The sequence below is a fragment of the Streptomyces sp. NPDC006259 genome (assembly GCF_042870975.1).
Classification (GTDB): domain Bacteria; phylum Actinomycetota; class Actinomycetes; order Streptomycetales; family Streptomycetaceae; genus Streptomyces.
In genome coordinates, this window is record NZ_JBIAHY010000001.1 from 142,122 (window position 1) to 153,661 (window position 11,540).

At 70.8% G+C, this 11,540-nt stretch carries 12 protein-coding genes; 4 read left to right on the plus strand and 8 right to left on the minus strand.

The features are described from left to right. Position 1: 1 nt before the first annotated feature. The 6 genes from ACFYO5_RS00675 to ACFYO5_RS00700 form a co-directional block, all read right to left on the minus strand. Entirely contained in the window at positions 2-1,258 is a 1,257-nt protein-coding gene (locus ACFYO5_RS00675) for a cysteine desulfurase (protein ID WP_388702637.1), read from the minus strand. Continuing rightward, complete coding sequence (gene sufC, locus ACFYO5_RS00680) at positions 1,255-2,019, minus strand: Fe-S cluster assembly ATPase SufC (RefSeq protein WP_356568042.1); 765 nt, start codon at positions 2,017-2,019, stop codon at positions 1,255-1,257. The genes ACFYO5_RS00675 and sufC overlap by 4 nt, the downstream gene beginning before the upstream one ends. Positions 2,020-2,026: 7 nt before the next feature. Beyond that, positions 2,027-2,344: a non-heme iron oxygenase ferredoxin subunit gene (locus tag ACFYO5_RS00685; protein ID WP_356568040.1), complete on the minus strand. Its 318-nt coding sequence runs from the start codon at positions 2,342-2,344 to the stop codon at positions 2,027-2,029. Then, the gene (gene sufD, locus ACFYO5_RS00690; RefSeq protein WP_388702639.1) at positions 2,344-3,525 is read right to left on the minus strand and encodes a Fe-S cluster assembly protein SufD; all 1,182 of its coding nucleotides are present in this window, start codon (positions 3,523-3,525) and stop codon (positions 2,344-2,346) included. The genes ACFYO5_RS00685 and sufD overlap by 1 nt, the downstream gene beginning before the upstream one ends. Before the next feature lie 61 nt (positions 3,526-3,586). Further along, entirely contained in the window at positions 3,587-5,008 is a 1,422-nt protein-coding gene (gene sufB / locus ACFYO5_RS00695; RefSeq protein WP_356568036.1) for a Fe-S cluster assembly protein SufB, read from the minus strand. Further along, positions 5,005-5,751: a metalloregulator ArsR/SmtB family transcription factor gene (locus tag ACFYO5_RS00700; protein ID WP_356568034.1), complete on the minus strand. Its 747-nt coding sequence runs from the start codon at positions 5,749-5,751 to the stop codon at positions 5,005-5,007. Before ACFYO5_RS00700 ends, sufB begins: the two co-directional genes overlap by 4 nt. Positions 5,752-5,912: 161 nt before the next feature. On the opposite strand from ACFYO5_RS00700, the gene ACFYO5_RS00705 reads away from it, so the two are divergent. From ACFYO5_RS00705 to ACFYO5_RS00720, 4 genes are all read left to right on the plus strand, one after another. Further along, positions 5,913-6,710, plus strand: a complete 798-nt coding sequence (locus tag ACFYO5_RS00705; RefSeq protein ID WP_388702641.1) for an aminoglycoside N(3)-acetyltransferase — start codon at positions 5,913-5,915, stop codon at positions 6,708-6,710. A gap of 81 nt (positions 6,711-6,791) precedes the next feature. Next, entirely contained in the window at positions 6,792-7,715 is a 924-nt protein-coding gene (locus ACFYO5_RS00710; protein WP_388702642.1) for an ABC transporter ATP-binding protein, read from the plus strand. A gap of 180 nt (positions 7,716-7,895) precedes the next feature. After that, on the plus strand, positions 7,896-8,666 hold the full coding sequence (locus ACFYO5_RS00715) for an ABC transporter permease (protein WP_388702644.1): 771 nt from the start codon (positions 7,896-7,898) through the stop codon (positions 8,664-8,666). Positions 8,667-8,727: 61 nt separating this feature from the next. Next, positions 8,728-9,738, plus strand: coding sequence for a heme A synthase (locus ACFYO5_RS00720; protein WP_388704665.1), 1,011 nt, complete (start codon positions 8,728-8,730; stop codon positions 9,736-9,738). A gap of 91 nt (positions 9,739-9,829) precedes the next feature. Here the strand turns inward: ACFYO5_RS00720 and ACFYO5_RS00725 are convergent, their stop codons facing one another. Together ACFYO5_RS00725 and ACFYO5_RS00730 are read right to left on the minus strand one after the other, a co-directional pair. Next, positions 9,830-10,936, minus strand: coding sequence for an amidohydrolase family protein (locus ACFYO5_RS00725; RefSeq protein ID WP_356568026.1), 1,107 nt, complete (start codon positions 10,934-10,936; stop codon positions 9,830-9,832). Between the two features lie 79 nt (positions 10,937-11,015). Further along, complete coding sequence (locus ACFYO5_RS00730; protein ID WP_388702645.1) at positions 11,016-11,372, minus strand: hypothetical protein; 357 nt, start codon at positions 11,370-11,372, stop codon at positions 11,016-11,018. Positions 11,373-11,540: the final 168 nt, after the last annotated feature.

The following is an 11,540-nucleotide window of genomic DNA, read 5'->3' on the forward strand; positions in this document are numbered from 1 at the left end:
CTCAGCCGAAGAAGTTCCGTACGTGCTCCAGGCCCTCGACCAAGGCGTCGACCTCGGCAGGCGTGGAGTACAGGTAGAACGACGCTCGCGTGGTCGCCGGAATTCCGTAGCGCAGGCAGACGGGGCGCGCGCAGTGGTGTCCGACACGGACCGCGATGCCCTGTTCGTCGAGGACCTGGCCCACGTCGTGCGGGTGGATGTCGCCGAGCGTGAAGGAGATCGCGGCGCCGCGGTCCTCGGCCGTGGCCGGGCCGATGATCCGCAGGTCGGGAACCTCGCCGAGCCGCTTCACCGCGTACTCGGTGATCGCGTGCTCATGGGCGAGGATCTTGTCCATGCCGATCGAGTTCAGGTAGTCGATCGCCGCGCCCAGACCGACCGCTCCCGCGATCGGGGGCGTGCCCGCCTCGAACTTGTGGGGCGCCGGGGCGTACGTCGACGAGTGCATCGACACCGTCTCGATCATCTCGCCGCCGCCCAGGAACGGGGGCAGGTCCTCCAGCAGCTCCTGGCGGCCCCAGAGGACGCCGATGCCGGTCGGACCGCACATCTTGTGGCCGGTGAAGGCCACGAAGTCGGCCTGGAGGGCCTGGACGTCCATCGGCATGTGCGGCGCGGCCTGCGAGGCGTCGATGCACACGAGCGCGCCGACCTCCTGGGCGCGGCGCACTATCGCCTCGACCGGGTTGACCGTGCCCAGGATGTTCGACACCAGCACGAAGGAGACGATCTTCGTCTTCTCGGTGATGATCTCCTCGATGTTGGACAGGTCGAGGCGGCCGTCGTCGGTGAGGCCGAACCACTTCAGCTTCGCGCCCGTGCGCTGCGACAGCAGCTGCCACGGCACGATGTTGGAGTGGTGCTCCATCTCCGTGATGACGATCTCGGTCTCGGAGTCCACGCGGTAGGGCTCGTCGGCCCAGCCCAGCATGTTCGCGACCAGGTTCAGGGACTCCGAGGCGTTCTTGGTGAAGATCACCTCGTTGCGGCTGGGCGCGTTGATGAACTCCGCGACCTTGTCGCGCGCACCCTCGTACAGTGCCGTGGCCTCCTCGGCGAGCACATGCACACCGCGGTGGACGTTGGCGTTGTACCGCTCGTAGTACTCGCTCAGGGCGTCGAGCACCTGGCGCGGCTTCTGCGAGGTCGCCGCGTTGTCCAGGTACACGAGCTTCCGGTCGTCGTGGACCAGTCGGTCCAGGATCGGGAAGTCCTTGCGGATCGCCTCGGTGTCGAGGAGGCCCGGCAGCTGTGTCACGCTGATGCCCCACCCTTCGTGTAGACCTCGTAGCCCTCGTTCTCGAGCTTGTCGGCCAGCTCGGCGCCACCGGACTCGACGATCCGGCCCGCGGAGAAGACGTGGACGTAGTCGGGCTTGATGTACCGCAGGATGCGCGTGTAGTGCGTGATCAGCAGGGTGCCGACCTCACCGGTCTCGCGGACGCGGTTCACGCCCTCGGAGACGACCCGCAGGGCGTCGACGTCCAGGCCGGAGTCCGTCTCGTCGAGGATCGCGACCTTCGGCCTGAGCAGCTCCAGCTGGAGGATCTCGTGGCGCTTCTTCTCACCGCCGGAGAAGCCCTCGTTGACGTTGCGCTCGGCGAAGGCGGGGTCCATGTGGAGGCGCTCCATGGCCTCACGGACCTCCTTCACCCAGGTACGCAGCTTGGGGGCCTCGCCGCGGATGGCGGTGGCGGAGGTGCGCAGGAAGTTGGAGACCGAGACGCCGGGGACCTCGACCGGGTACTGCATCGCGAGGAACAGGCCGGCGCGGGCACGCTCGTCGACGGACATCTCCAGGACGTCCTCGCCGTCGAGGGTGACGGTCCCGCCGGTGATCGTGTACTTCGGGTGACCCGCGAGCGAGTAGGCGAGGGTGGACTTGCCGGAGCCGTTGGGGCCCATGATGGCGTGCGTCTCGCCCTGCTTCACGGTCAGGTCGACACCCTTGAGGATCTCCTTCGTGGCGTTGTCGGCCTCGACGGTGACGTGCAGGTCTCGGATTTCAAGCGTTGCCATGGGTGCCTCAGGACTCCTGGGTGAGGGAGACGAGCACGTCGTCCCCTTCGATCTTTACGGGGTATACGGGGACGGGGCGCGTCGCGGGAAGGCCGGACGGCTTGCCGGTACGAAGGTCGAACGCGGAGCCGTGCAGCCAGCACTCGATCTGACAGTCCTCCACCTCGCCCTCGGAGAGCGAGACGTTCGCGTGCGAGCAGACGTCGTGGATGGCGAACACCTCCCCCTCGGTCTGCACGACCGAGACCGGCGTGCCGTCGAGTTCCACCCGTTTCGGGGTGTCCTCCGCCAGCTCGCTCAGCCCACAGACGCGTACGAAGGCCATCAGACCGTGGCCTCCAGCTCTTCGTCGATCCTCACGAGGAGGCGCTGCTGGATGTCGTCGACACCGATCTGCTGGACCAGCTCGGCGAAGAAGCCGCGGACCACCAGACGGCGGGCGTCGTCGGCGGGGATGCCGCGGGCCATCAGGTAGAACAGCTGCTCGTCGTCGAAGCGGCCGGTCGCCGAGGCGTGTCCGGCGCCGACGATCTCGCCGGTCTCGATCTCCAGGTTCGGCACGGAGTCGACGCGGGCGCCGTCGGTCAGAACCAGGTTGCGGTTCATCTCGTAGGTGTCGGTGCCCTCGGCCTTGGCCTCGATCAGCACGTCTCCGATCCACACCGCGTGCGCGCCTTCGCCCTGGAGCGCGCCCTTGTAGGCGACGTTCGACTTGCAGTGCGGGGTGTTGTGGTCGACGAGGAGGCGGTGCTCCTGGTGCTGGCCGACGTCGGTGAAGTACAGGCCGAACAGCTCGGCCTCGCCGCCGGTGCCGGCGTACGTGACGCGCGGGTGCAGCCGTACGACGTCGCCGCCGAAGGTGACCACGAACGACTTGAAGGTGGCGTCGCGGCCGATCAGCGCGTTGTGCTGGGCCACGTGGACGGCCTTGTCGTCCCAGTCCTGCACGGAGACGACGGTCAGCTTGGCGCCGTCCCCGAGGAGGTAGTCGACGTTGGCGGCCAGGACGGCGTCACCGGTGTGGTCGATGACGACGACGGCCTCGGCGAAGGCGCCCAGCTCGATCACCTGGTGGCCGAAGGAGACCCCGCCCTCGCCGTGCACGGTGATGCGGATCGGCTCGGTGAGGACCGTCTCCCGGGGGACGGTGACGACCCCGGCCTTCTCGAAGGCCGAGTACGCCTGGGCGGCGACGCGGTCGACCGGGGTGCCCGCCCTGCCGAGGCGCGCGTCGTCGCGGCCGACGGTCTCGACGACGACGCCCTCGGGGGCCTGGATGTCGATCCGCACTCCGTCACCGGTGGCGACCGCGGTGCCGTCGTGCAGTCCGCGCAGTCGCTCCAGCGGGGTGAACCGCCACTCCTCCTCGCGGCCGTGCGGGACCGGGAAGTCCGCCACGTCGAAGGACGGGGGCGCGCTCATGCGCGTCGCGACGGTGGACTCGGCGGCCACCGCGATCTGGCCGGCGGTGGTGCTGCCCACCGGAATTTTCTGAGCCTCAGCCATGGCTGTCGGTCTGCTCTCTTCCTACGTCAACAAATCTGGCGACTGCTTCGAACGGCGGGTCCTAACCGACCGCGCCCTCCATCTGCAGCTCGATCAGCCGGTTCAGCTCCAGCGCGTACTCCATCGGCAGTTCCTTGGCGATGGGCTCGACGAAGCCGCGCACGATCATGGCCATCGCCTCGAACTCGCTCAGACCACGGCTCATCAGGTAGAACAGCTGGTCCTCGGAGACCTTGGAGACGGTCGCCTCGTGACCCATGGACACGTCGTCCTCGCGGACGTCCACGTACGGGTACGTGTCGGAGCGCGAGATCGTGTCCACCAGCAGCGCGTCGCACAGCACGTTGGACTTGGAGCCGTGGGCGCCCTCGCCGATCTCCACCAGACCACGGTAGGAGGTACGGCCGCCACCGCGGGCGACGGACTTCGACACGATGTTGGACGAGGTGTTCGGCGCCATGTGGACCATCTTCGAGCCGGCGTCCTGGTGCTGGCCCTCACCGGCGAAGGCGATGGACAGGGTCTCGCCCTTGGCGTGCTCGCCCATCAGGTAGACGGCCGGGTACTTCATGGTGACCTTGGAGCCGATGTTGCCGTCGATCCACTCCATGGTCGCGCCCTCGTACGCCACGGCGCGCTTGGTGACCAGGTTGTAGACGTTGTTCGACCAGTTCTGGATGGTCGTGTAACGGCAGCGGGCGTTCTTCTTGACGATGATCTCGACGACCGCGGAGTGCAGCGAGTCCGACTTGTAGATCGGGGCCGTACAACCCTCGACGTAGTGCACGTAGGCACCCTCGTCGACGATGATCAGGGTCCGCTCGAACTGGCCCATGTTCTCCGTGTTGATGCGGAAGTAGGCCTGGAGCGGGATCTCGACGTGCACGCCCTTCGGCACGTAGATGAAGGAGCCGCCGGACCACACCGCGGTGTTCAGCGACGCGAACTTGTTGTCGCCGACCGGGATGACGGTCCCGAAGTACTCCTTGAACAGCTCCGGGTGCTGCTTCAGAGCGGTGTCGGTGTCGAGGAAGATGACGCCCTGCTCCTCCAGGTCCTCGCGGATCTGGTGGTAGACGACCTCGGACTCGTACTGGGCCGCGACACCGGCGACGAGGCGCTGCTTCTCCGCCTCGGGGATGCCGAGCCTGTCGTACGTGTTCTTGATGTCCTCGGGCAGGTCCTCCCAGGACTCCGCCTGCTTCTCCGTGGAGCGCACGAAGTACTTGATGTTGTCGAAGTCGATGCCCGACAGGTCCGAGCCCCAGTTCGGCATGGGCTTCTTCTCGAACAGGCGCAGGCCCTTGAGACGGAGCTTGGTCATCCACTCCGGCTCGTTCTTCTTCGCCGAGATGTCGCGGACGACGTCCTCGCTGATGCCGCGCTTGGCAGAGGCGCCGGCCGTGTCGGAGTCGGCCCAGCCGTATTCGTACTTACCCAGGCCCTCGAGTTCGGGGTGGGCAGTCTCCGTGGGGAGAGTCATGCGGGGTTCCTCCCGGCCGTGCTTGCAGATGCGGTATGGGTGGTGTGATCGGAAATCTTGGGGATGAACGTCGTGCAGACGCCGTCACCGTGCGCGATCGTCGCGAGCCGCTGGACGTGTGTGCCGAGCAGCTTGGAGAAGATCTCGGTCTCCGCCTCGCAGAGCTGAGGGAACTTCTCCGCGACGTGGGCGACGGGGCAGTGGTGCTGGCACAGCTGCTCGCCGACCGGTGCGCTGCGCGCCGTGGCAGCGTACCCGTCGGCGCTCAAGGCCTTGGCCAGGGCTTGGGTGCGCTGTTCCGGGGCGGCCGCCTCGACCGCCTCGCGGTACCCGGCGGCCTGTTCGGCGATCCTGGCGCGGGCGAAGGCGACGACGGCCTCGTCCCCGCCGAACCGCTCCTGCATGAAGCGCAGGGCGTCCGCGGCGAGCTTGTCGTACGACTGGTCGAAGGCGTCGCGCCCGCAGTCGGTGAGGGCGAAGACCTTCGCGGGACGCCCGCGCGTCCGCGCTCCGTAGACCCGCTGCTCGCGAGCCTCCACGACGTCGTCGGCGACCAGCGCGTCCAGGTGCCGGCGTACGGCCGCGTGGGTGAGCCCCAGCCGTCCGGCCAGCTCGGCGACGGTCGACGGCCCGTGGTCCAGGATCGAGCGCGCGACGCGGTTGCGCGTGGAGCGCTCACCGGTCGCCATCTCTTCCTGGGGGGTCCCCGTGGGGGTCTCCCGAGCCTCGCCGACGTTTTTCACAACGCCATTGTTGCGTAATTCATCGGGGGCAGGCAAGCCGCGTCCGGATCACCGTCCGGTGCCCTGCGTCACTTAGGCATACCTAATCTGACCTGCGCGAACGATCATCCGTCGATCAAACCGGTCGCGTCCTCGAGCCCTGTACGAGAGACTTCGCAACCATGTCCACACCCCCTCCCACCGGCCCACTTGTCACCCGGGACACCCTGGCGGCCGACCTCCGCGCACTGGGGGTCGAACCGGGCGAAACCCTTCTCGCGCACTCCTCCCTCAGCTCCCTGGGCTGGGTCTGCGGAGGCGCTGTCGCGGTGGTCCAGGGACTGCTCGACGCGCTCGGCCCGGACGGCACCCTCGTGGTCCCCACCCAGTCCGGTGACCTCTCGGACCCCTCCCACTGGGGAAACCCGCCGGTCCCCGAGGACTGGTGGGACACGATCCGGGCCACCATGCCCGCCTACGATCCCCTGCTCACCCCGACCCGAGGGGTCGGCGTGATCCCGGAGACCGTACGGACCTGGCCGGGCGCCCTGCGCAGCGCCCACCCGCAGACCTCGTTCGCCGCGCTCGGCCCGCGCGCGGCGGAGGTGACCGGGGGACACGCGCGCGACTGCCGGCTCGGCGAACGGAGCCCGCTGGCCCGCCTGGAGGCGCTCGGCGCCAGGGTGCTCCTCCTGGGCGCCGGCTACGACACGTGCACCAGCTTCCACCTCGCCGAGTACCGGATCCCGGCGCCGCTGGTGCGGGTGGGCCGCCCGGGGCCGACGGGCTGGGAGGTGGTGACCGAGGTGTCGATCGACTCGGACCGGTTCGACGAGCTGGGCCACGACTTCGAACGGGACCGCCCCGTCGTCCGCGCGAAGGTGGGCGCGGCCGAGGCCCGGCTGTTCCCGGTGGCGGACGCGGTGGCCTACGCGCAGCGGTGGCTGGCGGTGCACCGCTCGCGCGAGGACGAGATCTGAGGCCGTGGCCCGCCCGGCCCGACGGCCGCTTCTCGCCCCCGCCCGTCCGGACGCCCGTCGGCGAACCTAGACTCTGAAACCATGCGAAGCGACCCCGTGGTCCGGATCGAGGCCCTGGTGAAGCGGTACGGCACGAAGACCGCGGTGGACGGCCTCGACCTGGTGGCCGGGGCGGGCGTGACGGCCGTACTCGGCCCCAACGGCGCGGGCAAGACGACCACCGTCGAGACCTGCGAGGGCTACCGGAGGCCGGACTCGGGCACCGTCCGCGTCCTCGGCCTCGACCCGGTCGGACAGGCCCGCGACCTGCGGCCCCGGATCGGTGTGATGCTCCAGTCCGGCGGCGTCTACTCCGGCGCGCGCGCCGAGGAGATGCTCCGGCACGTCGCCAGGCTGCACGCGCGGCCGCTCGACGTGGACGCGCTCGTCGAGCGGCTGGGGCTGGGTGGTTGCGGCCGCACGACCTACCGGCGCCTGTCCGGCGGCCAGCAGCAGCGCCTCGCGCTCGCGATGGCCGTGGTCGGCCGCCCGGAGCTGGTGTTCCTCGACGAGCCGACCGCCGGGCTGGACCCACAGGCCCGCCGGGCCACCTGGGACCTGGTCCGGGACCTGCGCACCGACGGTGTCTCGGTCATTCTGACCACGCACCACATGGACGAGGCCGAGCAGCTCGCCGACGACGTCGCGATCATCGACGCCGGCAGGGTCATCGCCCAGGGCTCCCCCGAGGAGCTGTGCCGCGGCGGCGCCGAGAACACCCTCCGCTTCAGCGGCCGCCCCGGCCTCGACGTGGCCTCCCTGCTCAAGGCGCTGCCCGCCGACAGCGCGGCCGCCGAGCTGACGCCGGGCTCCTACCGGATCATCGGCAAGGTCGACCCGCAGATGCTGGCGACGGTGACCTCCTGGTGCGCCCAGCACGGGGTGATGCCGGACCGCATCTCCGTCGAGCGGCACACCCTCGAAGACGTCTTCCTCGAGTTGACCGGCAAGGAGCTGCGCTCATGATCCGGGATCGCCAGGAGCTCGGCCGGGGGCCCGGGGGTTGCCCCCCGGACGGACACAGCCTCGAGTTGACCGGCAAGGAGCTGCGCTCATGATCCGGGATCGCCAGGAGATCGGCCGGGGGCCCGGGGGTTGCCCCCCGGACGGACACAGCCCCGAGTCGACCGGCAAGGAGCCGCGCTCATGACGACCACCGGCACCTACACGCCCAAGCCGGGGGCCGCGCCCCTGCCCCGCATGATCAGGTCCCAGGCGGCGCTGGAGACGAAGATGCTCCTGCGCAACGGCGAGCAGTTGCTGCTCACCGTCGTCATCCCGACCCTGCTGCTGGTGCTGTTCAGCTCGGTGGACATCATCGACACCGGCGCCGGGAAGGCCGTCGACTTCCTGACCCCCGGCATCCTCGCGCTCGCGGTGATGTCGACGGCGTTCACCGGGCAGGCCATCGCGACGGGCTTCGAGCGCCGTTACGGCGTCCTCAAGCGGCTGGCGGTCTCCCCGCTCCCCCGCTGGGGGCTGATGACCGCGAAGACGCTGGCGGTACTGGTCACGGAGGTCCTCCAGGTCGCCCTGGTGACGGTGATCGCCCTGGCGCTGGGCTGGTCGCCGCACGGCAACCCGTTCGCCGTGCTGCTTCTGCTGGTCCTCGGCACGGCCGCCTTCTCCGGGCTCGGCCTGCTGATGGCGGGCACGCTGAGGGCGGAGGCCACGCTCGGCGCCGCCAACCTGGTGTTCCTGCTGCTGCTGGTGGGCGGCGGGGTGATCGTGCCGCTGGACAAGTTCCCGCCGGGCGTCCAGGACGTGCTCGGGCTGCTGCCGATCTCCGCGCTGTCGGACGGGCTGCGGGAGGTGCTCCGGCACGGGGCCGGGATGCCGTGGGCCGACCTGGGGATCCTCGCCGTCTGGGCGGTGGCCGCGCTGGCCGCCGCCGGTCGGTTCTTCCGCTGGGAGTGACCCCGCCGGGAGCGGCCCGGTCCGGGACCCTCGTGAAAGCGTGCACAAGCGGCCCCTTACGATGGACGGCGTGCCGAACGTGACCCGCGCCGACGCCGTAGCGGCCGCGCGCAACCCCCTCGCCTTCATCGCCGCACGCTGGACCCCCGCATCCCGGACGGTTCGGCGGGCGGCCCTCGCCGCGCTCGTGATGTCGGTGATCATCGTGGTCACCGGCGGTGCCGTGCGGCTCACCGGCTCCGGCCTCGGCTGCCCGACCTGGCCCAAGTGCACCGACGACTCGCTCACCGCGACCGGCGAGATGGGCCTGCACGGCGCCATCGAGTTCGGCAACCGCATGCTGACGTACGTCCTGTGCGCCGCGGTGGGCTGGGCGATCATCGCCGCCCGCTCGCAGAAGCCGTACCGGCGCGGTCTCACCCGGCTGGGCTGGGCCCAGTTCTGGGTGGTCATGAGCAACGCCGTGCTCGGCGGCATCGTGGTCCTGGTGGGCCTCAACCCGTACACCGTCGCGGCGCACTTCGTCGCGACGTCGGCGCTGATCGCGATCGCCGTGGTCATGTGGCAGCGCACCCGGGAGGGCGACACACCGTCCCGTCCGGTGGTCGGCAGCTCCGTGCAGCAGCTCGTCCGGATCCTGGTCGCGGCCACGGTCCTGCTGATCCTGGTCGGCACGGTGGTGACCGGCGCGGGCCCGCACGCGGGCGACTCCAGCGAGGTCGAGCGGATGCCGCTGGACTGGGAGACCGTCAGCAAGGCGCACGCGGTGCTGGCCTGGATCGTGGTGACGCTGACCTTCGCCCTGTGGTTCGTCCTCAAGGCGGTCGACTCCCCCCCGGGACCGCTGCACCGCACCCGCGACCTGTTCCTGGTCCTGCTCGCGCAGGGCGTGATCGGGTACGTCCAGTACTTCACGGATCTCCCGGAACTCCTGGTCGGTGCGCACATGCTCGGGTCGGCGCTGGTGTGGATCGCGGTGCTCCGCGTGCTGCTGGCGCTGCGCGAGCGGCCCGAGCCGGGCATCGAGGTGCCGGACCCCGCGACGGAGGCGACGGTCGGCGCCCGCGTCTGACGCCGCCGCGATCCGTCCCCGCCGTAGGTCCCCGACTCCCTGCCGTGGACCCGCGACCGGTACGGCGCGCTCCGGTCGGTGCGGGCTTCGCTCAGCCCAGCCCGTAGACCCGCCGTGCGTTGCCCGCCGCGACCAGCCCCGCCACCCGCTGGGCGTCCGGGAGCGACCACGCGTCCTCCGCCACCCAACCGCCCAGCACCCGTCCCAGGGCCTCGCGGAACAGCCGGGCGCCCACGACGTGCAGCTCGGGCAGGCCGCGGGCCCCGCTGGAGAAGAGGATCTTGCCGAAGGGGGCCAGCTCCAGGATCTCCGCGAGGACCGTCGCGGCGCGGGCACCGGTGCGGACCAGGGCGGCCCCGGAGTCTGCGTAGACGTGCGGGAAGACGCCCGCGAGGTGGGCGGCGTGCCGGTGGTAGGGGTAGCCGTGCAGCAGGACCAGGTCGGTGCCGAGGCCGGCGGTGGCGCGGACGAAGTCGGTCAGCAGGACCGGGTCGGTGCGGTCGGTGCGCAGGCCCGGCTCGCCGAGTCCGGCGTGCAGTTGCAGAGGCCGCCCGGAGGCGACGGCGATCCACAGCAGGTGCCGCAGCAGCACCGGGTCGCTCAGTTCCCCGCCGACCCTGCGACCGGCGAGCCAGCGGCCCGCCGCGCCGCGGACCTCCCCCGGTCCGGGCGGCTCGGGCGCGAGGGCGAGACCGTGGCGCACGCCGGCCACGGAGGTGAAGGCCACGGCCGTCGCCGCGGCTCCGTGCACGGCCTCGGCGAGGTTGGCGAGGAAGGACTCCACGGTGCCGGAGGTGTCGGCGACCTGTTCGGCGAGGAGTTCCAGCCGCACGATCTCGCGGGCCTCGGCGTCGCCCGCGGAGGCGATCTCGTCGGGGCCGGTGAGGTCGCCGGGCAGGCCGGTGTCGACCAGGTAGGTGGTGATGCCGCTGCCGCGCAGCAACCGTCGGCCCGCCTCCGGTACGCCGAGTTCGCGGCGCCGGGCGAGATAGCGGGCGGGCGGGCAGTGCGGTTCCAGCCCGAGCAGCGGGGGGCACCAGCGGCGTACCGCGAAGCCGGTCTGGGTGTCGAACAGGGTGGTGCCGGGCGCGGGCGGACCCTCGGTGCGGGCCAGCTGGGCCTCGAACGTGCCGAGGCCCAGTTCCGTTCTCAGGACTCCGTGGCAGTACTGGTCCACCAGGGACGGTGTTTCGATCATCCGGGACTCCCGCGGCTGGACCGTGCGCTCGGCGTACGCCTCACACGTCCTAACGGGTGAACCCGGCATCAGGTGTTGCTCAGGTGTTGCGCGGTCCGCCGACCTGGATGCCGGCCATCCGGGTCCACTCGTACGGCCCAGTCGTCACCTTGGCGGCGAACTCGCCGTCGAAGGTCTCGTGGAGGGTGATGCCGGACTTCTCGACCGCCTTGGCGGCGATCTCCACGCTGGGCGCCACGAGGTCGCCCCAGCCGCCGTCCTCGCCGACCAGCACGATCCGGGCGCCGCGCTCCCCGAGATGGGCGACCTGGCCCTCGGCGCCGCCGTGGGCCTGGGAGAAAGCGCCGATCCGCTTGGCGAGGCGGGCCGCGGTGCGCTCGGCCTTCGCGGCCCGCTTGGCGTCCGCGGTCTCGTCAACCTGCTTGGTGTCTGCCATGTCCAGGATGCTACCGACGGGTAGATCAAACGGCGACGGCCGGGGGGGGGGGGGGGTGGGGCGCCCCCCCCCCCCCCCCCGGGCCCGGGCCCCCCCCCCCCCCCCCCGGGGGGCCCCCCCCCCCCCCCCCCAACAACCCCAACAAGGTGGTTTGAACAAAAGCACCAA